Below are 24,768 nucleotides of genomic sequence, written 5' to 3' on the forward strand. Positions count from 1 at the left end.
GCGCCGGGCCACGGCACGATGCCCGGACGGAGTCCGGCTCGAGGAGGTCCCGGTGTCACGCACGCCGCTCGTCGTCGTACCCCTCGTCGTGCTGCTCCTCGCCGCGGCCGGCTTCGGCGCCCGGCTCCTGCTCGCCGACCCGGACGCCGCCGACGCCTCGGGCGGCCCGGCCCGCTGCTGGGACGGCACCAGCAGCCGCGACGGCGTCGCGGGCTGCAGCCGTCCCCGCGGCCTCGAGGGCCTGGCCTGGGTCTTCCCGTCGATCGACCTCGACGACCCGGCCTGCTCGGGCGCGGAGGGCGAGCGACGGACCACCTGGCGCTGCCGCGTCCGGGTCGCCGGCGCACCCGTCGTGGTGACGTACGCCGCGGCGCGCGACGTGCGCGGGAACCTGCGGCGCCTGCGCCGGGTGTACGCCGCCGGCGACCGCGCCGCGGCTCGGGCGGCGGACGGCAGCGTCAACCGGTGGGTCTGGCGCCTCCCCGAGCCGGACGGGTCCGGCCTGGTGCGGCTGACCTCGGCCTACCGGGAGCACCCGTACGCGGTGACGGTCGCCGCGCCGACCGTCCAGGCCCGCGACCTGGCGCTGCGCCGGGTCGTCGAGCAGCGCGACCCCGCCGAGGTGCGCGGGATCCCGGACTGAGCCCTCGCCGGCGTCCGGCGCGGCAGTCGCGAGCTTCATCGGCCGGCCGATGAATCTCCCGGTCGGCCGATGGAACTTCATCGTCCAGCCGCCGGTTGCGTCGGCCGGCCGATGAAACTTCCGCCCGCCGGAGGTCACCCCACAGGCGCGGGCGACCGCGTCGAGGCCGGGCTCAGGCGCCCCGGACGGCCGCCGCGACGGCCTTGGGGACGTCGGGGTGGAAGACGGTCGGGATGATGAACGACGGGTTGAGCTCGTCGTCCTGGACGACGAGGGCGATCGCGCGGGCGGCTCGCAGCAGCATCTCGACGGTGATCTCCGAGGCGCGGGCGTCGAGCAGGCCGCGGAAGACGCCGGGGAACGCCAGCACGTTGTTGATCTGGTTCGGGTAGTCCGAGCGGCCGCTGGCCACGACCGCGGCGTACCTGGCGGCCTCGACGGGGTCGACCTCCGGGTCGGGGTTGGCCAGCGCGAAGACGACGGCGTCGTCGGCCATGTCCTGGATCCACTCGGGCTGGAGGATCCGGGGGGCGCTCACGCCGATGAAGACGTCGGCGCCGGTGAGCGCGGTGTGCAGGTCGCCGGTGACCCGGCGCGGGTTGGTGACCTCGGCGAGCTGGCGGTGCGCGCCGGTCAGCGAGTCGTCGTCGGCGCACAGCGCGCCCTGGCGGTCGACCACCACGACGTCGGTGACGCCGGCGGCGAGGAGCAGCGTGACGATCGCGGTGCCCGCGGCGCCGCCACCGGAGACGACGACCCGGACCGACTCCAGCTGCTTGTGGACCACGCGCAGGGCGTTGGTGAGCGCGGCCAGCACGACGATGGCCGTGCCGTGCTGGTCGTCGTGGAACACCGGGATGTCGAGGCTGGCCCGCAGCCGCCGCTCGATCTCGAAGCAGCGTGGGGCGGCGATGTCCTCGAGGTTGATGCCGCCGAAGCCGGGCGCGATCATCTCGACCGCGCGGACGATCTCGTCGGTGTCCTGGGTGTCCAGGCAGATCGGCCAGGCGTCGATGCCGGCGAACCGCTTGAACAGGGCCGCCTTGCCCTCCATCACCGGCAGCGCCGCGCCGGGGCCGATGTTGCCGAGGCCGAGGACCGCGGAGCCGTCGGTGACCACCGCGACCGTGTTGCCCTTGGTCGTCAGCCGCCACACGTCCTCGGGGTGCTCGGCGATCGCGCTGCTGACCCGGCCGACCCCCGGCGTGTAGGCCATCGAGAGGTCGTCGCGGTTGCGCATCGGCACCTTGGAGCCGACCTCGATCTTGCCGCCGAGGTGGAGCAGGAACGTCCGGTCGCTGGTCTTGTGGACCGTCACGCCGTCGATCGCGTCGACGGCCTGCTCGAGCAGCTTGGCGTGGTCGGCGTCGCTGGCCGAGCACGTCACGTCGACCACCAGCCGCTCGTGGCTGGACTCCGAGACGTCCATCGCGGTCACGATCCCGCCGGCCTCGCTGATGGTGGTCGCCACCGCGCCCACCACCCCGTGGTCCGGGGCGGTGTGCAGCCGCATGGTGATGGAGTACGACGAGGTGGTGGCGGCTGGTCGGCTGGTCACCGGCCCACTCTCCGCGCCGCCGCCGGTTACCGGCAAGTCACACAGGGCTCTCCGAGCCCTCGCGTGACCACCGTCACCTTTTTGCACGCACTTGGCTGCTAGTGCAAGACTGCACTCCATGTCCGGAAGTGCAACCCAGCTGTCCCGCCGCGACGCCAAGCGCCGCGACACCGAGGACCGCATCTCCGACTGCGCCCAGCGCCTGGTCGAGGAGCACGGCCTGGACGGCTTCACGATGGAGGACCTCGCCGCGGCGTCCGACGTCTCGCGGCGGACGCTGTTCAACTACTTCCCGAGCAAGCTCGACGCGGTGCTCGGGAACGTGCCGTCGATCCCCGGGGAGGTCCGCGAGGAGTTCGTCCGGGGCGGCCCGCACGGCGACCTCGTCGACGACCTCACGGTCCTCGCGCGGGTGATCCTGGCCGACACCGACGTCCAGCGCGACCGGGTCCACCGGCTCCAGCACATCCTCACCACCACGCCGCGGCTGCTGATGACCGTCCACGGCCGCTTCGAGGAGGTCTGCACCGACATCGCCGGGCTCGTCGCCCGGCGCGACCCCGAGCTCAGCGGCATGCGGGCCCGGCTGCTCGTCCGGCTGCTGGTCACCGTGTTCGACAGCGTCATGGCGGCGTACGTCGCCGGCGACGACCGGCCGCTGGCCGACCTCTTCGACGAGCACCTCGCCGCCGCCCGGCGGCTCCTCGCCTGATCCCCACCCGTCACCACTCCCACCTGAGGAACCCCATGGCCACCCTGCTGCACCGCCTCGGACTCACCGCCTACCGGCGGTGGCCGCTCGTCATCGCGACGTGGGTCGTGCTCTTCGTCGCGCTCGGCGCCTCGGTCGCGGCCTTCGCGAAGCCGATGAGCGACTCCTTCTCCATCCCGGGCATCCCCTCGGAGAAGGCCTCCGACATGCAGGCCGAGCTCTTCCCCGGCGCACCGGACCCCTCCGAGCGGGCGACCGTCAACGTCGTCGTCGCCGCCCCCGAGGGCGAGCGGCTCGCGGACCCGGAGTGGACCGAGGCCACCGAGGCGCTCGTCGCGGACCTCGCCGAGCTGCCGCAGATGCCCGAGGCGCCGCTCGCGGACCCGGTGACCGCCGCCGAGCAGCAGCGCCGACAGCTGGTCGACGCCGCGCGGGAGTCGGGCAGCGACCCGGAGGTCGCGGAGACGAACGCCGCCGCGCTCTCCCCGCTGTCGGAGGACGGCCGCGTCGGCACCATCACCTGGGACTTCGCCGTCGCGTCGGTCGCCGACGTCGAGCCGACCACCATCGAGGACCTCGAGGACGTCATGGCCCAGGCCCGCGAGAGCGGCCTGACCGTCGAGGCGAACGGCTTGGGCAGCCAGGGCATGCCGCACATCGGAGGTACCTCGGAGCTGATCGGCATCGCGGTCGCCCTCGTCGTGCTGGTGCTGACCTTCGGCTCGCTCGTCGCCGCCGGCCTGCCGATCGTCACCGCCGCGGTGGGCGTCGGCTTCGGCGTCACCGGCATCAGCCTGATGACCGCCTTCACCGACATCGGCTCGACCACCCCGATGCTCGCCACGATGATCGGCCTCGCGGTCGGCATCGACTACTGCCTGTTCATCCTCGCCCGGTTCCGCGCCGAGATGGAGCACACCTCCGACCGGCAGGACGCCACCGGCCTGGCCGTCGGCACCGCCGGCTCGGCCGTCGTCTTCGCCGGCCTGACCGTGCTTATCGCGCTCGCCGCGCTCTCGGTCGTCCGGATCCCGTTCCTCACCTCGATGGGCATCGCGGCCGCCGGCACCGTGCTGGTCGCCGTGCTCGTCGCGCTCACCCTGCTGCCCGCGCTGCTCGGCATGCTCGGCTCCAAGGTCTTCGCCGGCCGCGTGCGCCGCTACCGGCCCGCCCGCGACCACGACGGCAGCATCCTCAACAACGGCGTCCGCTGGGCCCGCCTGGTCGGCCGCGCCCCGGTCGCGGTGGTCCTGCTGGTGGTCGTCGCCCTCGGTGCGCTCGCCATCCCGATGAAGGACCTGCACCTGGCGTTCCCGACCGACAGCACCGCGTCGGCCGACAGCACCCAGCGCAAGGCCTCCGACCTGGTCGCGGACGCGTTCGGCCCCGGCCGGGACGCCCCGCTGCTCGTCGTGGTCGACGGCCGCGACGTCCCCGCCGACGACCGCCCGGCGGCGTACGGCGAGGTCGTGGAGTGGGCCGCCGGCCAGGACGACGTGCGCAACGCGCAGGTCGTCGGGCAGAACGAGGACGGCACCGGCGCGCAGGTGCTCATCACGCCCGAGACCGGCCCCGAGGACACCGCGACCGAGGACCTGCTCACCAGCCTCCGCGACGGCCAGGCCGGCGTCGAGGACAGCACCGGTGCGGAGCTCGGCGTCACCGGCACGACGGCGATCTTCACCGACGTCTCCGAGCGGCTCAGCGACGCGCTGCCGATCTACCTGCTCGTCGTCATCGGCTTGGCGTTCATCCTGCTGATGATCGTCTTCCGCTCGATCCTCGTGCCGCTCACGGCGACGCTGGGCTTCCTGCTCTCGGTGCTGGCCACGCTCGGCATCACCGTCGCGGTCTTCCAGGAGGGCACCTTCGGCCTGGTCGAGGGCCAGCCGATCGTCAGCTTCATGCCGATCTTCCTCATCGGCCTGGTCTTCGGCCTGGCGATGGACTACCAGGTGTTCCTGGTGACGCGGATGCGCGAGGCGCACGTGCACGGCATGGGCACCCGCGACGCCGTGGTCGACGGCTTCCGCAACAGCGCCCGGGTGGTGGCGGCCGCCGCGGTCATCATGATCTCGGTCTTCGCCGCGTTCATCCTGATCGACGAGCCGATCATCAAGTCGATGGGCTTCGCCCTCGCCGTGGCGGTCTTCCTCGACGCCTTCATCATCCGGATGGCGCTCGTGCCGGCGCTGCTCTACCTGATGGGCGAGAAGGCCTGGTGGCTGCCGGGCTGGCTCGACCGGATCCTGCCGAACGTCGACGTCGAGGGCGAGAAGCTCGAGCGGAACCGGGGCGGCGAGCTCGTCCCCGGCGAGGTCGGCGCCACCGCGGCCACCGGCGAGCACCAGCGGGTCTGACCGCCGGCGCCGGGCCGGGCACGCGTCGGCTCAGCGCTGGCCGACACCCAGGTGGGCGAGCAGGTTCCGCGAGAACCGCTCGCCCATCTGGCCCATCACGCCCCGCATCGCGGCGGTGACGGCGGGCGAGGACAGCTTCGGCAGCGGCAGCTCGAGGGTGATGTCGAGGCTGGTGGCCAGGTGGGTGCCGCCGCCCTCGGACTCGGGGACCTCGGTGAGGACGTACCAGCCCTCCACGCCCGCCCGCTCGGTGACGCCGGCGGGCGGCTCGTGGGTGAAGTCGATGCGCTCGAGCTCGCGGTAGGACATCCGCTCGGTGAACGTCGGCGAGACCTGCACGCCCAGCACGTCGAGGCCGGTCATGTGCCAGGTCCAGTGCTCGCCCTCGGCGTCGATGCGCCGCAGCAGCGGGGTCAGCTCGGCCACCAGCGCCGGGTCGGTCAGCACGTCCCAGATCGCCTGACGCGGGGCGAGGACGACCGCCTCGGCCCTGGTGCCGGAGGTGAAGCGGGCCATCAGCCCTGCACCTCGGCACCCAGGGCGGCCTCGACGTCGGCCGCGATCCGCTCCGGCTTCGTCGTCGGCGCGTAGCGCTCGATGACCCGCCCGTCGCGGCCGACGAGGAACTTGGTGAAGTTCCACTTGATCCGGTCGCCGAGCAGCCCGCCCTTCTCCCGGCGCAGGTAGCCGAACACCGGGTGCGCCCCGGCGCCGTTGACCTCCACCTTGGAGAACAGCGGGAACGTGACGCCGAAGGTGCGCTCGCAGAAGCCGGAGATCTCCTCGTCGGTGCCGGGCTCCTGGCCGCCGAACTGGTCGCACGGGAAGCCGAGCACCGCGAAGCCGCGGCCGGCGAACCGGTCGTGCAGCGCCTGAAGCCCCTGGTACTGCGGGGTGAACCCGCACTGCGAGGCGGTGTTGACCACGAGCACCACCTGGCCGGAGTACGCCGCCAGGTCGACGTCGCTGCCGTCGATGCCGCGCGCGGAGAAGTCGTGCAGGGTCGTCATGCCCGGAAGCATGGCAGTCCGCCGGTGACGCGTCAGCCCACCATCCGGCCGGTCACCTTGGCCGGCTGCTGGTGGCCGACGGGATTGGTGTGGCCGTCGAGCAGCACCTGCACGCGCCGGTCGCCGAGGTCGAGCACCAGCTCGTCGTCGCCGATCTCGAGGACGTCCCCGCACACGACGTACCAGTCCCCCTCGATGCGGTCCAGCACGGCGCCCGGCGGGCAGCGCTCGACGTCCTGCATCGCGACGATCCGCAGCTGGGGCCGCAGCCGACCGCGGAAGCGCCACAGCAGGAGGAGCATCAGCGCGAGCGCGGCGTCCGCGACGAGCGTGACGACCAGTCCGGCCCGGCTGACGACCTCGCCGTCGACGCGGTGGACCGAGGCGTCGCCGGGGAGCATCCGCACGCCGACCTCGCCGGTGCGGACGGCCTGGTCGTAGACGTCCTCCTCGACGTTCGTGGTGAAGGAGGACCCGTCGACGACGTACTTGAGGAAGTGCCCGCCGCCGGCCTCGCGGTTCGCCTCGACGCGCGCGATGCCCTCGACGCCGGAGGAGGACAGCCGCTGGTCGAGGTAGAGCCCGTGCAGGACCGGCAGGTTGATCATCAGCGCGACGACCACGACCAGCAGGGTCGGGGTCCAGCGACGTCGAGGGGCGGCCACCGGGCCAGTATCCCGGAGCGGACGTCCCCGCCCTTCCCCCACGGGGTCGACCGGGGACGCCGCCGTCGCTAGGCGCGCAGGTCGTCCACGGCGCGGGCCAGCTCGGTGACGCGCGCCCAGTCGCCGGCGGCGAGGACGTCCCGCGGGGTGAGCCAGGTGCCTCCGACGCAGGCGACGTTGGGCAGGCGGAGGTACGCCGCCGCGTTGGCCGGCGTGACGCCGCCGGTGGGGCAGAACCGCGCCGCGGGGACCGGCGAGGCCACCGAGGACAGGAACGCGGCACCGCCCGAGGCCTCGGCCGGGAACAGCTTCATCTCGTCGTGCCCGGTCTCGAGCACCGCGAGCACCTCCGAGACCGTGGCGGTGCCCGGCAGGAACGGCAGCCCGGTGTCGGTCATGGCCGCGAGCAGCGCCGGCGTGGCGCCCGGGGAGACGAGGAACTGCGCCCCCGCGGCCCGCGCCTGCTCGGCCTGGCCGGGCGTCACGATCGTGCCGGCGCCGACGAGCACCTCCGGCACCTCGGCGGCGATCGCGCGGACCGCGTCGAGGGCGACCGGGGTCCGCAGGGTCAGCTCGACGACCGGCACCCCGCCCGCGGCGAGCGCGCGGGCCACCGGCACCGCCTGGTCGAGCTCGTCGACGACGACGACCGGCACGACCGGCGTGCGGGCGGCGAGGGCGTCGAGCACGGAGGACTCAGACGGGCTGGGCAACGGTCACCTCGGTCGTGAGCGGGCGGGGGGTGGGCTGGGCGGGGGCGTCGTACGCCGGGAAGACGCTCGCGCCGGCGTCGGCGGGGCCGACCGTGGCGCGGAACGCCGCGAACAGCTCGCGGCCGGTGCCGGCCCACTCCTCGCCCTCCGGCGCACGGCCGGTGGGCTCGCGGGAGGCGAGGTCGGCGCCGTCGTCGGTCTCGACGGACAGCAGGCCGCGCTCGGCGTCCACGGTCACCAGGTCCCCGTCGCGCACCCGGCTGAGCGGTCCGCCCAGCGCGGCCTCCGGCGTGACGTGGATGGCGGCCGGGACCTTGCCCGACGCGCCGGACATCCGGCCGTCGGTGACGATCGCGACCCGCTGCCCGCGGTCCTGGAGGACACCCAGGGCGGGGGTGAGCTTGTGCAGCTCGGGCATGCCGTTCGCGGCGGGGCCCTGGTAGCGGACGACCGCGACCAGGTCGCGTCCGTCCAGCAGTCCGTCCTGGAAGGCCTGGAGCAGGTCGGCCTGGTCGTCGAAGACCATCGCGGGGGCGGTGACGACGCGGTGCTCGGGCTCGACCGCGGAGGTCTTGACGACCGCGGTGCCGAGCGGGCCGTGGAGGACCTCGAGGCCGCCGGTGGCCGAGAACGGGTCGTCGGCCGGGCGGAGCACGTCGCGGTCGAGGCTCGCCTTGGGGCCCTCCTCCCAGGTCAGGTCGCCGGTCTCGCCGGAGCCGCGCAGGACCGGCTCGGTCGTGTAGTGCCGCAGGCCCCGCCCGGCGATCGTCCACACGTCCTCGTGCAGCATCCCGGCGCGCAGCAGGGTGTGGACGAGGAACGCGATGCCGCCGGCGGCGTGGAAGTGGTTCACGTCCGCCGCGCCGTTGGGGTAGACCCGCGCCAGCAGCGGGACGACGGCCGAGAGGTCGGCGAGGTCGTCCCAGGTCAGCGTAATCCCGGCGGCGCGGGCGATCGCGACGAGGTGGAGCGTGTGGTTGGTCGAGCCGCCGCTGGCCAGCAGCGCGACGCAGGCGTTGACGACGGCCTTCTCGTCGACGATCTTCGCGATCGGCGTGGGCTCGCCTCCCTGCCGGGTGATCTGGACGGCCCGGGCGGCGGCGGCGCGGGTCAGCGCCTCGCGCAGCGGGGTGCCAGGGTTGACGAAGGACGAGCCGGGCAGGTGCAGCCCGAGCACCTCCATGATCAGCTGGTTGGAGTTGGCGGTGCCGTAGAACGTGCAGGTCCCGGCGGAGTGGTACGACGCCGCCTCGGCCTCGAGCAGCTCCTCGCGGCCGACCTTGCCCTCGGCGTACAGCTGGCGCACCCGGGCCTTCTCGCCGTTCGGCAGCCCCGAGGCCATCGGCCCGGCCGGCACGAAGACGGTCGGGAGGTGGCCGAAGGACAGCGCGCCGATGAGCAGGCCCGGCACGATCTTGTCGCAGACGCCGAGCATCAGCGCGCTGTCGAACATGTCGTGGGAGAGCGCGATCGCCGTCGACATCGCGATCACGTCGCGGCTGTAGAGCGAGAGCTGCATGCCGTCGCGGCCCTGGGTGATCCCGTCGCACATCGCCGGCACGCCGCCGGCGACCTGGGCGACGCCCCCGGCGCGGACGACGGCCCGCTTCAGCACCGGCGGGTAGGTGCCGAAGGGCTGGTGCGCCGAGAGCATGTCGTTGTAGCTGGTCACGATGGCGACGTTCGGCTTGGTCCGCCCACGGAGGGCGGCCTTGCCGTCGGGCTCGGAGGCGGCGAAGCCGTGCGCGAGGTTCGCGCAGGCCAGGCGGTGCCGGGCGGGGGCGCGGTCGGCGGCCTGCTCGACGCGGCGGAGGTACGCCGCACGGCCGGCGGCGCTGCGCTCGGTGATCCGCGCGGTCACGGCCGCCACGACGGGGTGCGTCTGCGGGCTGGTCACTGGTCGGTCTCCTGCCAGGTGCGGCCGTCGCGACCGAGGAGGTCGGCGGCGGCGGTGGGGCCGGTCGAGCCGGCGGGGTAGGCCTCGGGGCGCTCCTCGAGCTCCGCGGAGCGCTGCGCCCAGCGGGCGAGGATCGGCTCGACCCAGGTCCAGGCGGCCTCGACCTCGTCGCGGCGCATGAACAGCGTCGGGTTGCCGCGGACGACGTCCATGAGCAGCCGCTCGTAGGCGTCGGGCGAGCGCTGGTCGAACGCCGTGGCGTAGGACAGGTCGAGCGAGACCGGCCGCAGCCGGATGCCGCCCGGGCCGGGCTCCTTGGCGGTCAGGTGCAGCTTCATGCCCTCGTCGGGCTGGACCAGGATGTGCAGCCGGTTGGCCGTGGTCGTGCCCTCGCTGTGCGGGAACATCGCGTGCGGCGGCTCCTTGAAGACCACGACGATCTCCGAGGCCCGGTGGTCCAGCCGCTTGCCGGTGCGCAGGTAGAACGGCACGCCGGCCCAGCGCCAGTTCTGCACCTCGGCCTTGAGCGCCACGAACGTCTCGGTGCGGCTCTCGGGGTGCCCGACCTCGTCGGAGTACCCCTCGTAGACGCCGCGGACGGTGTCGCGGTCGACGTCGGCGGGGGTGAGCGGCTTGAGCGCCTGGAGGACCTTGAGCTTCTCGTCGCGGACCGTCTCGCGGCCGACGTACGTCGGGGGCTCCATGGCGACCAGGCACAGCAGCTGCAGGAGGTGGTTCTGCACCATGTCGCGCAGCGCGCCGGCGTTGTCGTAGTACGGCCCGCGCTTGCCGACCCCGACCGTCTCGGCGACGGTGATCTGGACGTGGTCGACCCAGCGGCTGTTCCACAGCGGCTCGAGGAAGGCGTTGGCGAACCGCGTGACCAGGAGGTTCTGGACGCTCTCCTTGCCCAGGTAGTGGTCGATGCGGAAGACCTGGTGCTCGGCGAAGACCCGGCCGACGGCGTCGTTGACCGCGCGGGCCGAGGCGAGGTCGTGGCCGATCGGCTTCTCCATCACCACGCGGGAGCGCTCGTCGACCAGCCCGAGCTCGTCGAGACGCTCGCAGGTCGGGCCGAACAGGCCGGGGGCGACCGCGAGGTAGTAGACGCGGACGGTCTCGTCGGCGCCCGGGCGGTCCTTGAGCAGGCCGTGCAGCTCGTGCCAGCCCTCGGCCGTGTGCGCGTCGAGGTCGAGGTGGTGCAGGCGCCCCAGCAGGCGGTCGACCGCGACCGGGTCGAGCTCGGCGGCCGGCACGTGGGTGGCGAGCGCCTCGCGGACCATCGTCCGGTAGCCGTCGGTGTCGATCGGGCTGCGGGAGACGCCGACGATGCGGTGGCCGGGGAGCAGCTGGCCCTCGCGGTCGCGGTGGTAGAGCGCGGGCAGGAGCTTGCGGAGGGCGAGGTCGCCGGTCCCGCCGAAGACGGTGAAGTCGCAGTGCTCGGGCAGGGCCGCGTGGGGTGCGGGCTGGTCCGGGTTCGCGTGCATGGGATCCACGGTCTCAGCACTTTTGGATCGATACAACCCCACTTACGACTTTTCGTGGACAAAGTTCCGTGCTTTCATCCTCCGGTGAGCGCGTCCGTGTCCCTTCCCGAGACCACCGCGGGCGGTCTGCTGGCGCTGGTGCGCAGCGGCGAGGCCACGACCCGCGCCGACCTGGGTCGCGCCACCGGCCTCTCCCGGACCGCCGTGTCGCAGCGGGTATCCGCCCTGGTCGCGGCCGGGCTGCTCGTCGAGGCCAGCTCGCTTGCCTCCACCGGCGGCCGCCCCGCCGGCGCCCTGGTCTTCAACGTCGACGCCGCGGTCGTCGTCGGCATCGCCGTCGGCCGCTCCCGCACCCAGGTCGGCGTCTTCGACCTCGAGGGCCGCGAGATCGTCGGCGACACCCGCGACCACGAGGTCGGCAGCGGGCCGGACGCGGTGATGACCGACGTCGCCGACCGGCTGCGGACGCTGCTCGAGGGGGTCGAGCCGCCCGTGCTGGGGATCGGCCTCTCCCTGCCCGGCACGGTCGACCCCGAGCGGCGGGTCAGCCTCGACGCCCCGGTGATGAAGGGCTGGGACGGCGTGCCCCTGGCGCCGTACCTCACCGGCGCCTGCGCGGCCCCGCTCCACGTCACCAACGACACCTCCGCGCTGACGCGGTCCGAGCTGTTCGGGCCGGCGCCGCTCGGCAGCGACGTGCTGGTCATCAAGGCCTCGACCGGCCTCGGCATCGGCGTCATCGCCGACGGCCGGCTCGTCAACGCCTCCCGCGGAGTCACCGGCGAGCTCGGGCACACCCGCGTCGAGGGCGCCGACGAGCTCCTGTGCCGCTGCGGCGCCCACGGGTGCCTCGAGACCGTCGCCGGTGGATGGGCGATGGTGAACCGGCTCGTCGAGGGCGGCGCCGAGGCCCGTCACGTCCGCGACCTCGTCGGGCTCGCGCTCGACGGCGACCCCGTCGCCCGCAGCCTGCTGCGCGAGAGCGGCCGGCGGGTCGGCGAGGTGCTCGCCGTCGCCGTCAACCTGCTCCACCCGCAGACCGTCGTCGTCGGCGGGGACATGGGCTCGGCCTTCGACCTCTACACCGCCGGCATGCGCGAGTCGGTCTACGCCCGCGCCGCCGGCTCGGTCACCCGCGACCTCCGCTTCGCCCCCGCCGCCTACGGCGACTCCGCCGGCCTGGTCGGCTGCGCCGCCCTCGTCATCGACCACGAGCTCTCGCCCGCCGCCGTCGACGCCCGGTTGCGTGCGGCTCGCGCGGAGGCCTGAGCGGGACGGTCAACATCCCAAGTTCACTTGGGATGTTGATGCTCCGCGGCCATCGCCATGGCCGTGAAGCGTCAGGAAAGGCCGCGAAGTGGCACCCGGATGCGATCGGGTACGGCGGCGGGCCGGCCGCGCGGGTCAGTGCCGCTTCGCCTCGCGGCGGACCCGGCGGCGCACCTGCCACAGGCGGAGCGTGCCGGCGAGGGCGGTGAGCAGCAGCCCGGCGGCGACCGCGATCAGCAGGGCGACGGCGAGCGGCGTCTCGCCCTCGAAGCCGAGGAACCGGACGAGCACCGGCTCGGTGTTCTGCGCGATGAACACGACGAGCAGCACGAGCACGATGCCGAACGCCACGATCGCGGCCCACACGCCACTGGTCAGCGAGCCACGGAGCGGGTCGCCGCCGGGGCGCCCCGCAGGGGCCGGTTCCGGGGTCGTCGATGTGGGCGGGCCGGGCTCGACGGGGGGCGTCGTACCGGTCGTCGGCTCTCCGGGCGTCTGCGTCATGCCCGGACCGGTACCCACCCGGGCGACGACGCCTGCGACGTGACCGGGATCGCGCGCGGACCGGCTGGCGTGGCCGCCCGGCCGTGGGGTACTTCCGTGCCGTGACAGCCGAGCCCCTCGCCCCCGCACCGGACATGACCCCGGTCGGCGTCAGGCCCTCGACGAGCGCCGCACCGCACCTGCGGCTGGTGCCGGCGCCGCCCGAGCCCGACCCCACCCCGACACCCACCCCGACACCCACCCCGACACCCACCCCGACACCCACGCCCACACCGACATCCCGCCGCGACGACACCGGCCCGCCCGCGCCGGCCGCGGACCGTGCGCTGCCACCCGTCGTGCCACCCGTCGTGCCACCCGGTACGCCGTGGCGCGCGGCGCTGCCGGCGTACGCCCGCGAGCCGGCCTGGCAGCTGGCGCTGGCCCACGCGTGGCTGGTGCTCCTCGGGCCGGTGCTGGTGCTGCTGCCCGGTGGCCTCGCCGTCGACGCCGGGCTGGCGCTGGCCCTCGGCACGGTCGCGGTGTGGCTGGTGGCGGTGGTCCGCGACCTGGCCGACCTGCGCGGCTGGGGCCGGGTCGTGGGGGCACGCGCGACAGGCCGGATGGCCTGGCACCTGGCCACGCTGGGGCCGTGGGGCTACCTCGGCGTCCGCGGGCGCCGCACGGGCGAGTGGGCGCCGTTCGTCGCGTGCAGCGCCGCGTGGCTCGCCGGCGCCGCCACGACCGGCCTCGCGCTGCTCCTCGCCGGCTGACCCGGCACGGACGCAGCGCACGGGACTCGGCACGCGGACCCGGCCCACCGGCCCGGCACACTGGCCCGGTGACCACTCGCCGGCGCCTGCGGACGCTCGCCGGCCTGGTGGTCCTGCTGGCCGCCCTGGTGGCGGTCCTGCCCACCCTCGACGACGCGGCGGCCGGGCGCACCCACCGCGCGCCGGTGCTCCTGGTCGGGCCGGAGGTGGTGGTCGGGCCGCTCGCCGACGACGTCGACGCGCTGCCGGGCGCACCGTTCGACGCGGCCCCGGCGGACGACCGGGCCGAGGCGGAGCGGGCGCTGGCCGCGGGCGAGGTCGTCGCGGTGGTCCTGGTCCGCCTGCGGAGCACCGAGGACACGCTGCTGCTCCCCCGCCTGCGGACCACCGAGCTCGACCGGGCGCTGGTGCGGGAGGTCCGCGCGGCGGAGGAGCGCCGCGGCCGCACGGTGGCGGTCGAGCGGGCGGGGCCCGTGCGCGACGCCCCGGCGTACGCCGCGTTGGGCCTGCTCACCGCGGCCGCCGCGTTCGGGCTGGTGCTCGTCGTGTCCCTGGTCTGGGGCCCGTTCGCGCGCACGCTGCCGCGCGGGCTGCTGCGGCTCGTGGCGGTGGGGGCGCTCGCCGCGGCGGCCGCCGTCCTCGCGCCGCTGCTGCCGGGTGTCCCGGGCGGGGCGGCGGTCGAGGTGGCCGCGGCGCTGGCGCTCGGCGTCCTCGCCGCGGGCCTGCTGACCCTCGCGCTCGAGGCGCTGCTCGGGCTGGCCGGTCTCCTGCTGGCCGCCGCGGCGCTGCTGGTCGTGCCGGCGCCCCTGCTGGTGGCCGACGACCCGCTGCTCCTGCCGGGCCCCTGGGCCGAGGTCGTGCGGTGGACGACGGCCGGCGCGACGGGCGACGGCGTCCGGGCCGGGGCCGGGGTCGGGGTCGCGGACGCCGGGCCCGCCCTGTGGTTCCTCGGCGCGGTGGCGGCGACCGGCCTGCTGGTGCTGGCGCTGACCCGGTTCGACGGGGTCCGGCACAGCCCCGCGGCACCTCCTGCCGCGGGCGGCCCGGCCGACGACGTACCCACCACCGCCCGCTGGCGGCTCCAGCTCGTCGCCGTGCTCGCCACCCTGGCCGCGGGCGCGGTCCTCACCCTGACCCTGCTGCCCGGCGCCGACGACGCGGCGGCGTACCCCAGCCTCGCCTCGGCCACCACCTGTGAGCCCACCGGGCCCGTGCGCACCGTGGCCGACCTCAACCGGATCACCGAGCTGCGCGGGTCGCCGCAGTTCCGCGGTGGCGACGTCGGCGCCCAGGCCGAGCTGCAGGACGGACGCAGCGTGTGGCTCTTCGGCGACACCCTGCGCGGGACGGGCGGCGAGCAGCGGTTCGTCCGCAACTCGATGCTCGTGGTCGAGCCGGGCTGCCTGCAGGTCGTCGTCCCGGCCGGCGGCGGGGCGGTCATCCCCGACCGGGACCGGGAGGTCGGCTACTGGCCGATGTCGGTCGTCGCGACGCCGCGGCCCGGCTACGACCTGGTCACGGTGACCGCGCAACGGGTCCGCAGCACCGACCGCGACGACGCCTTCGGCTTCGAGAACCTCGGCCCGGCCGTCGCCCTCTTCGTCGTCCCCGCGGGCGGCACGCCCCAGCTGGTCGACCGCGTCGACGTCGGCCCCGACTCCCCCGACCCCACCCGGCCGATGTGGGGCGCGGCGACGGCGCTGGGCGACGGCTGGCTGCACCTGTACGGCACCGCGCGGCCCGACACCGCCGCGCCGACCGGCTTCTCGCTGCGCGTCGCGCGGGTCCGGCCCGTCGACGTGCTCGAGCCGGACCGCTGGCGCTACTGGGACGGCACCGCCTGGGTCGCCGACCCGGCCGCCGCGGCGGAGCTGGTCCCGGCCGAGGGCGGAACGTCCCAGACACTGACGGTCTTCGAGCGCGACGGCACCTGGCACGCCTTCAGCAAGCGCGGGGAGTTCCTCGGCTCCGACCTGGTCTTCTGGACCGCGCCCGGGCCGACCGGCCCGTTCACCGCGCAGCCGCCGGTGGCCGCCCTGCCCTCGGACAGCACGACCGGGGCGCTGCGCTACATGCCGCTCGCCCACCCCGACCTCATCCCGCGGCCGGGGTCGGTGGTCGTGTCCTACAGCCGCAACCGCACCGACGTCGGCCAGGTCCTCGACGACCCGCTGCTCTACCGCCCGCGGTTCCTCCGCGTGCCCCTCCCCGGGAGCTGACTGCGGGCTGACCGCCCGGCGGCCACCGGCACGGTGGGAGGGTCGTGCCATGGAGCGAGACCGCAACGGCCAGGGCCGCGCCGAGCAGGCACGGCCGCGCGACGAGCTGGGCCGGCCGCTGCCGTACGGGCGGCCCGGCGTCGAGCCGATCTCCGAGGAGCCGCTGCCCGGCGAGGGGACGCTCGCCTACGCCCGCGAGCTGCTCGAGCAGGGCCGCCCCTTCGCCGCGCACGAGGCGCTCGAGGTGCGCTGGAAGTCCGGGCCCGAGGCCGAGCGGCCGCTGTGGCAGGGGCTGGCCCAGCTCTGCGTCGGCCTCACCCACCACGCCCGGGGCAACGCGGTCGGGGCCGCGAGACTGGTCGAGCGCGGCGCCGGCAACCTGGCGACGTACGCCGCCGGCGGCGGCCCGACCTACGGGCTCGACCTGCCGGCGGTCGTCGCGTGCGCCCGGACGCGGGTCACGTCCGACTGACGACCCGCCCGGGTCAGACGGCGGCCTCGAGCGCGGCGAACTCCTCCTCGCCCAGCTCGATCGCGGCGGCGGCCATGTTGTCCTCGAGGTGGGCGACGCTGGAGGTGCCGGGGATCGGCAGCATGACCGGGGAGCGGCGCAGCAGCCAGGCCAGCGCGAGCTGGGAGGCGGAGACGCCCTTCTCCCGCGCGATCGCGGTCAGCGGGCTGTCGGGCCCGGAGAGCTGGCCGGTCGCGAGCGGGAACCACGGGATGAACCCGATGCCCTGCTCCTCGGCGTGGGTGAGCAGCTCCTCGGCGGAGCGGTCGGCGAGGTTGTAGAGGTTCTGCACGGTCGCGATCGGGGCGACCTCGCCGGCCCGTCGGACCTCCTCGACCGAGACCTCGGAGAGGCCGATGTGGCGGACCTTGCCCTCCTGCTGGAGCTTCGCGAGCTCACCGACCTGGTCCTCGAGCGGGACCTCGGGGTCGATCCGGTGCAGCTGCAGGAGGTCGATCCGCTCGACGCCGAGGTTGCGCAGGGAGAGCTCGGCCTGCTGGCGGAGGTACGCCGGGCGGCCGACGGGGGTCCACACGTCCGGGCCCTGCCGGGTCAGCCCGACCTTGGTGGCGACGACGACGCCGTCGTAGGGGTGCAGCGCCTCGCGGATCAGCTGCTCGGCGACGACCGGACCGTAGGAGTCGGCGGTGTCGATGAAGTCGACGCCCAGCTCGACGGCCCGACGCAGCACGCGCACGGCCTCGCCGGGGTCGCGCGGGTCGCCCCACACGCCGGGTCCGGTCAGCTGCATCGAGCCGTAGCCCAGGCGGCGCACCGTCAGGTCGCCGCCGATCGTGAACGTTCCGCTCTGCTCAGCAAGGGTGGTCATGGGGGTCCCAACAACGTGGCCGCCCGAACATTCCACGGGCGGGGTCTCCCCCGCCCCGTCGAGCACGGACCGCGGGTCAGCCCGGTCGCCCCTGGGCGAGGAGGAACGCCGGCGGCTCGCCGCCGCCGTGGCACGCGACCGTCGCACCGCTGACGTAGGACGCCAGGTCGGAGGCGAGGAACGCGACGACGTTGGCGACCTCCTCCGGCCGGGCCATGCGGCCCAGCGGGATCGTCCTCTCGATCGCGGCCACGCCAGCGTCGTCGCCGTAGTGGTCGCCGGTCAGCTCGGTGCGGCACAGCCCGACGTTCACGGCGTTCACCCGGACGCGCGGGGCCCACTCGATCGCCAGCGACCGGGTGAGGGAGTCCAGGCCGGCCTTCGCCGCGCCGTACGCCGCGGTGCCCGGTGAGGGCCGCAGCGCCGAGACCGAGGAGACGTTGACGATCGCGCCGCCGCCGGGCGCCTGCTGCATGACCCGGTTGGCGGACTGGGCGAGGGCCAGCGGGCCCATCAGGTTGAGCGCGACGACCCGGTCGTGGAAGCGCGGGGAGGCGTCGGCGGCCGGGGCGTACGGCGCGCCGCCGGCGTTGTTGACCGCCACGTCGAGCCGGCCGAGGCGGGCCGCGACGTCCTGGACCATCGCGTCGACGGACGCGGCGTCGCGGACGTCGCAGGTGACGTGCTCGGTGCCCGGCGCCGGCGCGTCCACGGGCGAGCGCGAGCAGGTCACCACCCGCGCGCCGGCGGACACCAGCACCTGCGCCACGGCGGCCCCGATGCCCTTGCTGCCGCCGGTCACGAGGGCCACGCGGCCGGTGAGGTCGATGGTCGTCACGCCGGGCACTGTGCTCGCCGCCGCGCCAGCGGCGCGCTCCGGCGTCCCACTCACCGGGGCCGGCGGGGGTCCCACTGAGCGGTCCGCGGCGCGGTGGGCCGGCAGGTCGGCTGGGAGGGTCGCGCCATGGCCCAGGAACCCGCCCCGAGCCCGTCCGACGAGCCGGTCGTCACCTACGCGGTGACCGACCACACCGCCTGGGTGACGATGAACCGGCCGCAGTACCGCAACGCGCAGAACTCGCGGATGACCTACGCCCTCGACGACGCCTTCCGCCGCGCCGTCGAGGACCCCGAGGTCAGGGTCATCGTGCTGGCGGGCGCCGGCGACCACTTCTCCGCGGGCCACGACATCGGCACGCCGGGCCGCGACGTCGACCAGAGCTTCGAGCGGCGGGCCGTCGTGTGGTGGGACCACGTGGATCGCGAGGGCGCCGACCAGCGCTTCGCCCGTGAGTCGGAGGTCTACCTCGGGATGTGCCGCCGCTGGCGGGCGGTCCCGAAGCCGATGATCGCGATGGTGCACGGCGCCTGCATCGCCGGCGGCCTCATGCTCGCGTGGTCGTGCGACTTCATCGTCGCCTCCGACGACGCGTTCTTCGCCGACCCGGTCGTGCGGATGGGCATCCCCGGCGTGGAGTACTTCGCCCACCCGTGGGTCACCAACCCCCGCGCCGCCAAGGAGCTGCTCTTCACCGGCGACCGGTTCTCCGCCGAGCGCGCCCGCGAGCTGGGCATGGTCAACCGCGTGGTGCCCCGGGAGGAGCTGCGCGCCACGGTCGGCGACCTGGCCGGCCGGGTGGCGCAGATGCCGCCGTTCGGGCTGGCGCTGGCCAAGAAGGCCGTGAACCAGGCCGAGGACCTGATGGGCATGCACGCCGGGATGGACTCGGTCTTCGGCCTCCACCACGTCGCGCACGCCCACAACGCCGAGGTGCAGGGCGACTCGCTGGCCGGGCTCGACGCCCGCGGGATGGCGCGCGGCGCGCGCCCTCCCGCGTGAGGCTCAGCCGAAGGAGACCCGGCCGCCGGTGATCACCGAGCGGTCGCCGGTCGTGGCGTCGAAGCGGGTCTCCCCGCCGGGCGCCACCCGGGCGACGAGCCGCTCACCGGGGAAGACCGGGGCGGCGAACCGGCCGGCCAGCGTGCGCAAGTCGGCCGGGTGGGCGCCGACGCGGCCGGCCACGCCCAGCGTGATCGCGGCCAGCGTGCACAGCCCGTGCAGGAACGGCCGCGGCTGACCGGCCGCCCGCGCCGCGTCGGGGTCGACGTGCATGTGGTGGCGGTCGCCGAGCAGGCGGTACGTCGCCGCCTGGGTGGCGTACGTCGCCACCTCGACCTCCTCCGCGCCGGCCAGGTCCTCGCGCGGCGCGGACGGGCCGCGCTCGCCGCCGAACCCGCCGGCGCCGGGCGCGAAGATCGACCAGGTCGCGACGAAGTGGTCGCTCTCGACCTCGACGTCGAAGACCGCCGCCGAGCCCTTGTCCCAGACCGCACCGACCCGGGCCTGCAGCCGCAGCTCTCCGGCACGCGGCAGCGGGCGGAGCACCTCGAGCCGCTGCGCGCCGTGCACGGCGGTCGTGGTGTCGAAGGCGCCCTGCGACCCGAGCGCGTCGGGCGCCCACTGCGCGAGGGTGAGCGCGAAGGTCGGGAGCACCCGCAGCCGCTCCTCGAAGACCAGGTCGAGGTCCTCGGCGCCCGCCCCCACGGCGAGCGCGTAGAGGATCGCGTCGCGCTCGTCGTACGCCACCGTCCGCTCGCCGAGCGGGCGGCCGGCCCACGCCCCGGCGCTCACGCGACGTCCCCGAGGACGAGCCCGCTCGTGGGCACGCCGGTGCCGGCGGTGACGAGCACGTGGTGGACGTCGGCGGGCTGGTTGACCGAGGTGCCGCGCACCAGGCGCACCGCCTCCGCGATGCCGTTCATGCCGTGCAGGTAGGCCTCGCCGAGCTGGCCGCCGTGGGTGTTGAGCGGGAGCGACCCGCCGAGCTCGAGGTGGCCGTCGGCGATGAAGTGCCGCGCCTCGCCGCGCCCGCAGAAGCCGAGCTCCTCGAGCTGGGGCAGCACGAACGGCGTGAAGTGGTCGTAGAGGATGCCCGCCTGCACGTCGGCCGGCCCGAGCCCGCTCTGGCGCCACAGCTGGTCGGCGACGACGCCCATCTCGGGCAGGCCCGAGATCGTGGGGCGGTAGTAGGAGGTCATCATGTGCTGGTCGGCGGCCTGGCCCTGCGCGGCACCGAGCACCCAGGCGGGCCGCTGCGCGAGGTCCCGCGCGCGGTCGGCGGCGACGACGACCAGCGCCTGGCCGCCGTCGGTCTCCTGGCAGCAGTCGAGCAGGTGCAGCGGCTCGGCGATCCAGCGCGAGGCCTGGTGCTCCTCGAGGGTGATCGGGCGGCCGTGGAACCACGCGTGCGGGTTGGTCGCGGCGTGCTTGCGGTCCACGACCGCGACCCGGCCGAAGTCCTCGGAGGTGGCGCCGTACTCGTGCATGTAGCGGCGCGCGGCCATCGCCACCCACTGCGCGGGGGTGGACAGGCCGTACGGCGTCATCCAGCTGTACGCCGCCCGGTCGGCGCTGGTGTCCATCGCCCGGTCGGCCTGGCCGAGCCCGTAGCGCTCGCCGGACCGCTCGTTGAACGCCCGCCAGCACACCACGACGGACGCGAGGCCGGCCTCGATCGCGGCGACCGCGTGCGCGACCGTGCCGCAGGCGGCCCCGCCGCCGTGCCCGACGCGGGAGAAGAAGGTGAGGTCGCCGATGCCGAGGTTGCGGGCGACGTGGTTCTCCGAGCTCGACTCGGCGGTGAAGGTGACCATCCCGTCGACCTCCGCCGGCGCGATGCCGGCGTCGTCGAGCGCGGCGCTCACCGCCTCGCAGGCCAGCTGGAGCTCGCTGCGCCCCGACGCCTTGGAGAACTCCGTGGCGCCGATGCCGACGATCGCGGCCGAGCCGCGCACGCCCCTCGGGTGCGTGCTCATGCCTGCTCCTCGGGGACCTCGACGGTGACCGAGCCGCTCAGGTGGGTGCCGAGCGAGTTCTCCCCGCGCACCGCCACCTCGACCTGCGGGCCGTCGACGGAGGCGACCTCGCCGGTCAGCGTCATCGTGTCGCCGGGGTGGTTGGGGACGCCGAGCCGGATCCTGATCCGGCGCACGCGCGCCGCGGGGCCGGCCCAGTCGCGGACGTAGCGCTCGGCGAGCGCGTTGCTGGTCAGGATGTTCATGAAGATGTCGCGCGACCCGCGCGCGGCCGCGAGGTCCGGGTCGTGGTGCACGTCCTGGTAGTCGCGGCTGGCGATCGCGGTCGCCACGATCATCGTGCGGGTCAGCGGCACGTCCTGGGGCGGGAGCACCTCGCCCACGGCCGTCACGACGCGACCCCGTCGCGGACGACGACGTCCCCGAGGTCGGCGAGCGTCGCCGCCGCACCGCCGAGCGTGCCCGACAGCTGCTTGCCCCAGAGGAAGAAGCGGTGCACGGGGTAGTCGACGTCCACGCCGATGCCACCGTGGACGTGCTGCACGCGGTGCACCACGTCGAGACCGGCCTGGGCGCGCCACCAGCTGACGACCAGCGCCGAGGCGGCCGCCGACGGGCTGTCGGCCTCCGCGTCGGACACGGCCTGCGCCAGGGTGACCCGCAGCGCGTCGATGTCGATCCAGCAGTCGGCCAGCTGGTGCTGCACCGCCTGGAAGCTGCCGAGGGGCCGGCCGAACTGCTCGCGCTCGGCGAGGTACGACGCGGCGAGCGCGAGCGCGCCCTGCGCGACGCCGAGCTGGAGGGCGGCCAGCGCGATCCGGGCGTCCCGCAGCGTCTCCGCCAGGGCCGCGCCGGAGCCGACCGGCTGCCCCTCCGCGCCGTCGAGGGTGAGCTCGCCGGCGAGGTCGTGGGTGGTGACCGGCATGGTCTCCCACCGCACGCCTTCGGCGTGCGCGGCGACCAGGAACAGCCCCGGTCCGTCGGGCGTGGCGGCCGAGACCAGGACGTGCCCGGCGCCGACGGGCGAGGGCACCGCGGCCTTGACCCCGGTCAGCAGCCAGCGGCCGCCGACCTCGGACGCGGAGGTCGACGGCGCGGCCGGGTCGGCGGCGCCGTACTCCTCCAGCGCGACGGTGACCCGCGCCGAGCCGCTCGCGATGCCGGTCAGCAGCGGGCCGTGCGCACCGCCGGCGGCGTCCGCGCGGGCCAGCGCCAGCGTGGCGACCGCCGTCGGCCACACCGGGACGGGGGCGACGGTGCGCCCCTGTTCCTCCAGCAGCACCGCCAGCGCCTCGAGGCCCAGCCCGGCGCCGCCGTGCTCGTCGGGCACGAGCAGTCCCGTCAGGCCGGCGCTCGTGAGCGCGGCCCACAGCTCCTCGTCGACGCGGGTGTCGCTGGTCTCGACCTCGCGCACCCGGGCCGTGGTCGCCCGGTCGGTGAGGATCTCGCGGGCGAGGCCCTGCACCGCGAGGGAGTCCTCGTCGAGGGTGAAGTCCATCAGTCCTCCTGGGTGACGGGCCCGAAGACGGGCAGCGTCAGATCGGGGTCGGCGTCGAGCCAGCGGAGCTCGAGCGGCATGCCGACCTCGAGGTCCTCGGGGGCCAGGTCGACGACGTTGGAGATCAGCCGGGTGCCCTCGGCCAGGTCCACCACGACCACGACGTACGGCGAGTCGAACGCGGGGTGGCGGGGGTGGTGGGCGACGACCCAGCTGTAGAGCGTCGCGCGCCCGCTCGCGGTCACGGTGTCCCACGCCAGGCTGCGGCACTGCGGGCACATCGGCCCGGGCGGGTGCCGCAGCGTGCCGCAGCCGGTGCAGCGCTGGATGACCAGCCGGTGCTCGCGGGCCGCGTCGAACCAGAAGGCGTTGTCGCGGTTGGTCGCCGGACGCGGCCGGAGCGCGGCCGGCTCCTCCGGTGCCGCGGGCTCCTGGGGGGTGGCCGGCGCGAAGCGGAGGGTCCGCCAGCGCTGGGTGGCCACGACCTCCCCGTCGGCGTCGCGGTAGGTCTTCAGCGTCGTCACGAAGCGACCCGCGCCGAGCCCGGTGCGCTTCTCGGGGCTGATCGACTCGACCACCTCCTCGACCGAGACGTGGTCGCCGGGCACCAGCTCGCGGACCAGCTCGAGGTCGGAGTCGGTGGCGACGACCGAGGTGTAGCCGCCCTCGCCGAGCAGGTCGACCAGCTCGGCGAACCGACCGCCGCCGGCCACCGGCCGCACGGTCGCGGCGTACCCCCGCATCACCCAGGCCTGCACCATCGCGGCCGGCGCGACCACGTCCTCGCGGCCGGTCGCGCGCGCCGCCTCGACGTCGAGGTGCACCGGGTCGGTCAGCTCCATGGCCTCGACCCAGTGCCGGATCATCGGGACGTTCACCGGGTCCTGCGCCGGGGTCCGCGGCTGCAGGACGGCGCCGACGAACGCCTCGAGCCGCGCGTCGTACGTCGCGCCGGCCACCGCGCCTGTCTCCCCGGCGCCTGCCTCCACCGCGCTCACCGGCGCGACCTCGGCAGGCCCAGGCCCTGGGTGGCGATCATGTCGCGCAGCACCTCGTTGACGCCGCCGCCGAAGGTGTTGACGATGCCCTGCCGCGAGATCTGCTCGACCTGCCCGTGGAGCACGGCGGCCGGCGAGCCCGGGCGGATCCGGCCACCCGCGCCGAGCACGTGGGCGAGGATCCGCTGGACCTCGACGTGGGTCTCGGTGCCGTAGGTCTTCGCCGCGCCGGCGGTGGTGCCGCTCAGCGCACCGCCGGCGACCTCGGCGGTCAGCTTGCCGTTCATCAGGCGCATCGCCTCGAGGCGGGCGTGCGCGCGCGCGAGCTCGGAGCGCACCCAGGGCAGCTCGGTGGCGCCGGTCTCCCGGGCCCACGCGACGACCTGCTCCCAGAGCTGGATCATCCGGCCGCCGAGGGCGGCGAGCGCGACCCGCTCGTGGTTGAGCTGGGCGGTGATCAGCCGCCATCCCTCGTGCAGCCCGCCGACGAGGTTGGCCGCGGGCACGCGGATGCCGCTGTAGTACGTCGCGGTGACGCTCATGCCGCCGACCGCGCGGATCGGGCTCCAGCTGAACCCGGGGTCGTCGCACGGCACGACGAGGATCGAGATGCCCTGGTGCTTGGGGGCGTCGGGGTCGGTGCGGCAGGCCAGCCAGACGTGGTCGGCGGTGTTGCCGCCGGTGGTGAAGATCTTGGACCCGTCGACGACGAAGTCGCCGGTCGCCTCGTCGCGGACCGCCCGGGTGGTGAGGGAGGCCAGGTCGGTGCCGGCGCCGGGCTCGGTGTAGCCGATCGCGAAGACCGTCTCGCCGCGCAGGATGCTCGGCAGGTACGTCGCCTTCTGCTCGTCGGTGCCGAACTCCATGAGCGTGGGGCCGACGGTGTTGACGGTGACCAGCGGGAACGGCACACCGGCCCGCTGCACCTCGTCGTAGAAGATGAACTGCTCCTCGGGGCCGAGCCCCCGGCCGCCGTACTCGGTGGGCCAGCCGACGCCGAGCCAGCCGTCGCGGCCGAGCATCCGCACGACCTCCCGGAAGCGTGGCCCGCCGGCGCCCTGCTCGGCGACCGCACGCAGCTCGTCCGGCGGCAGCAGCCCGGCGAAGTAGGAGCGGAGCTCGGTGCGCAGCGCCTGCTGGGCCGGCGTCTCGTGCAGGTTCAACGCACCCTCCGTGTGGGGTCGGTCCGAGGTCGCGAGCCGAGGGCGCGGGGGTGCCGCCGGCAGGCCGACCGTAGGTGCGTGGGCGGGTCGCCGACCGGGGACGGTCCCGCTGATCGGGAGGTCCCCGGCCGGCGACCGGGGCGTCCGGCCGGCGCCCGTGCGCG

General features: G+C 75.1%; 24 protein-coding genes. 8 read left to right on the plus strand and 16 right to left on the minus strand.

Features of this window, described 5'->3' with window-relative positions; all coding sequences use genetic code 11:
* Positions 1–52 precede the first annotated feature (52 nt).
* Positions 53–643, plus strand: coding sequence for a hypothetical protein (locus QWY28_RS04165; protein ID WP_300951042.1), 591 nt, complete (start codon positions 53–55; stop codon positions 641–643).
* 172 nt (positions 644–815) lie between these two features.
* Here QWY28_RS04165 and QWY28_RS04170 read toward each other — a convergent pair whose 3' ends face one another.
* Positions 816–2,156 carry an NAD-dependent malic enzyme gene (locus QWY28_RS04170; RefSeq protein ID WP_439117227.1) on the minus strand — a complete coding sequence of 447 codons (1,341 nt, stop codon included), beginning with the start codon at positions 2,154–2,156 and terminating at the stop codon, positions 816–818.
* Between the two features lie 163 nt (positions 2,157–2,319).
* On the opposite strand from QWY28_RS04170, the gene QWY28_RS04175 reads away from it, so the two are divergent.
* Together QWY28_RS04175 and QWY28_RS04180 are read left to right on the plus strand one after the other, a co-directional pair.
* Positions 2,320–2,913 carry a TetR/AcrR family transcriptional regulator gene (locus QWY28_RS04175; protein ID WP_300951046.1) on the plus strand — a complete coding sequence of 198 codons (594 nt, stop codon included), beginning with the start codon at positions 2,320–2,322 and terminating at the stop codon, positions 2,911–2,913.
* Positions 2,914–2,948: 35 nt separating this feature from the next.
* On the plus strand, positions 2,949–5,273 hold the full coding sequence (locus QWY28_RS04180) for an MMPL family transporter (RefSeq protein WP_300951047.1): 2,325 nt from the start codon (positions 2,949–2,951) through the stop codon (positions 5,271–5,273).
* 30 nt (positions 5,274–5,303) lie between these two features.
* On the opposite strand, the gene QWY28_RS04185 is transcribed toward QWY28_RS04180, so the two are convergent.
* The 6 genes from QWY28_RS04185 to zwf all read right to left on the minus strand — a co-directional run bounded on the left by QWY28_RS04185 (position 5,304) and on the right by zwf (position 11,045).
* Positions 5,304–5,789, minus strand: coding sequence for an SRPBCC family protein (locus QWY28_RS04185; protein ID WP_300951048.1), 486 nt, complete (start codon positions 5,787–5,789; stop codon positions 5,304–5,306).
* Positions 5,789–6,283, minus strand: coding sequence for a glutathione peroxidase (locus QWY28_RS04190; protein WP_300951049.1), 495 nt, complete (start codon positions 6,281–6,283; stop codon positions 5,789–5,791). Before QWY28_RS04190 ends, QWY28_RS04185 begins: the two co-directional genes overlap by 1 nt.
* Positions 6,284–6,315: 32 nt before the next feature.
* Positions 6,316–6,948 carry a hypothetical protein gene (locus QWY28_RS04195; RefSeq protein ID WP_300951050.1) on the minus strand — a complete coding sequence of 211 codons (633 nt, stop codon included), beginning with the start codon at positions 6,946–6,948 and terminating at the stop codon, positions 6,316–6,318.
* A gap of 68 nt (positions 6,949–7,016) precedes the next feature.
* A complete protein-coding gene (eda, locus tag QWY28_RS04200) occupies positions 7,017–7,661 on the minus strand; it encodes a bifunctional 4-hydroxy-2-oxoglutarate aldolase/2-dehydro-3-deoxy-phosphogluconate aldolase (RefSeq protein ID WP_300951051.1) in 645 nt (214 codons plus the stop codon).
* Positions 7,645–9,558, minus strand: a complete 1,914-nt coding sequence (gene edd / locus QWY28_RS04205; RefSeq protein WP_300951052.1) for a phosphogluconate dehydratase — start codon at positions 9,556–9,558, stop codon at positions 7,645–7,647. Before edd ends, eda begins: the two co-directional genes overlap by 17 nt.
* Complete coding sequence (gene zwf, locus QWY28_RS04210) at positions 9,555–11,045, minus strand: glucose-6-phosphate dehydrogenase (RefSeq protein ID WP_300951053.1); 1,491 nt, start codon at positions 11,043–11,045, stop codon at positions 9,555–9,557. The genes edd and zwf overlap by 4 nt, the downstream gene beginning before the upstream one ends.
* A gap of 84 nt (positions 11,046–11,129) precedes the next feature.
* Between zwf and QWY28_RS04215 the strand changes: the two genes are divergently transcribed.
* Entirely contained in the window at positions 11,130–12,314 is a 1,185-nt protein-coding gene (locus tag QWY28_RS04215; protein ID WP_300951054.1) for an ROK family transcriptional regulator, read from the plus strand.
* Between the two features lie 135 nt (positions 12,315–12,449).
* Here the strand turns inward: QWY28_RS04215 and QWY28_RS04220 are convergent, their stop codons facing one another.
* A complete protein-coding gene (locus tag QWY28_RS04220) occupies positions 12,450–12,818 on the minus strand; it encodes a lipopolysaccharide assembly protein LapA domain-containing protein (RefSeq protein WP_300951055.1) in 369 nt (122 codons plus the stop codon).
* A gap of 101 nt (positions 12,819–12,919) precedes the next feature.
* On the opposite strand from QWY28_RS04220, the gene QWY28_RS04225 reads away from it, so the two are divergent.
* The 3 genes from QWY28_RS04225 to QWY28_RS04235 all read left to right on the plus strand — a co-directional run bounded on the left by QWY28_RS04225 (position 12,920) and on the right by QWY28_RS04235 (position 16,261).
* Positions 12,920–13,570, plus strand: coding sequence for a hypothetical protein (locus QWY28_RS04225; protein ID WP_300951056.1), 651 nt, complete (start codon positions 12,920–12,922; stop codon positions 13,568–13,570).
* Positions 13,571–13,638: 68 nt separating this feature from the next.
* Entirely contained in the window at positions 13,639–15,789 is a 2,151-nt protein-coding gene (locus QWY28_RS04230; RefSeq protein WP_300951057.1) for a DUF5005 domain-containing protein, read from the plus strand.
* Between the two features lie 49 nt (positions 15,790–15,838).
* On the plus strand, positions 15,839–16,261 hold the full coding sequence (locus tag QWY28_RS04235) for a DUF309 domain-containing protein (protein WP_300951058.1): 423 nt from the start codon (positions 15,839–15,841) through the stop codon (positions 16,259–16,261).
* A gap of 13 nt (positions 16,262–16,274) precedes the next feature.
* On the opposite strand, the gene QWY28_RS04240 is transcribed toward QWY28_RS04235, so the two are convergent.
* Positions 16,275–17,129 carry an aldo/keto reductase gene (locus QWY28_RS04240; protein WP_300951059.1) on the minus strand — a complete coding sequence of 285 codons (855 nt, stop codon included), beginning with the start codon at positions 17,127–17,129 and terminating at the stop codon, positions 16,275–16,277.
* 76 nt (positions 17,130–17,205) lie between these two features.
* A complete protein-coding gene (locus QWY28_RS04245; protein WP_300951060.1) occupies positions 17,206–17,967 on the minus strand; it encodes an SDR family oxidoreductase in 762 nt (253 codons plus the stop codon).
* 126 nt (positions 17,968–18,093) lie between these two features.
* On the opposite strand from QWY28_RS04245, the gene QWY28_RS04250 reads away from it, so the two are divergent.
* Positions 18,094–18,969, plus strand: coding sequence for an enoyl-CoA hydratase (locus QWY28_RS04250; protein ID WP_300951061.1), 876 nt, complete (start codon positions 18,094–18,096; stop codon positions 18,967–18,969).
* A gap of 3 nt (positions 18,970–18,972) precedes the next feature.
* Here QWY28_RS04250 and QWY28_RS04255 read toward each other — a convergent pair whose 3' ends face one another.
* Genes QWY28_RS04255 through QWY28_RS04280 form a run of 6 tightly spaced genes read right to left on the minus strand, consistent with a single transcriptional unit; the run spans position 18,973 to position 24,604 of the window.
* A complete protein-coding gene (locus QWY28_RS04255) occupies positions 18,973–19,761 on the minus strand; it encodes a MaoC/PaaZ C-terminal domain-containing protein (protein ID WP_300951062.1) in 789 nt (262 codons plus the stop codon).
* Positions 19,758–20,945 (minus strand): lipid-transfer protein, encoded by a 1,188-nt coding sequence (locus tag QWY28_RS04260; protein ID WP_300951063.1) that lies wholly within the window; start codon positions 20,943–20,945, stop codon positions 19,758–19,760. Before QWY28_RS04260 ends, QWY28_RS04255 begins: the two co-directional genes overlap by 4 nt.
* A complete protein-coding gene (locus QWY28_RS04265) occupies positions 20,942–21,337 on the minus strand; it encodes a MaoC/PaaZ C-terminal domain-containing protein (protein WP_300951064.1) in 396 nt (131 codons plus the stop codon). Before QWY28_RS04265 ends, QWY28_RS04260 begins: the two co-directional genes overlap by 4 nt.
* Positions 21,334–22,443 (minus strand): acyl-CoA dehydrogenase family protein, encoded by a 1,110-nt coding sequence (locus tag QWY28_RS04270; protein ID WP_300951065.1) that lies wholly within the window; start codon positions 22,441–22,443, stop codon positions 21,334–21,336. Before QWY28_RS04270 ends, QWY28_RS04265 begins: the two co-directional genes overlap by 4 nt.
* Positions 22,443–23,441 (minus strand): bifunctional MaoC family dehydratase N-terminal/OB-fold nucleic acid binding domain-containing protein, encoded by a 999-nt coding sequence (locus QWY28_RS04275; RefSeq protein ID WP_300951066.1) that lies wholly within the window; start codon positions 23,439–23,441, stop codon positions 22,443–22,445. Before QWY28_RS04275 ends, QWY28_RS04270 begins: the two co-directional genes overlap by 1 nt.
* Positions 23,438–24,604 (minus strand): acyl-CoA dehydrogenase family protein, encoded by a 1,167-nt coding sequence (locus QWY28_RS04280; protein ID WP_300951067.1) that lies wholly within the window; start codon positions 24,602–24,604, stop codon positions 23,438–23,440. Before QWY28_RS04280 ends, QWY28_RS04275 begins: the two co-directional genes overlap by 4 nt.
* Positions 24,605–24,768: the final 164 nt, after the last annotated feature.

The sequence above is a fragment of the Nocardioides oceani genome, assembly GCF_030412965.1.
GTDB lineage: Bacteria > Actinomycetota > Actinomycetes > Propionibacteriales > Nocardioidaceae > Nocardioides > Nocardioides oceani.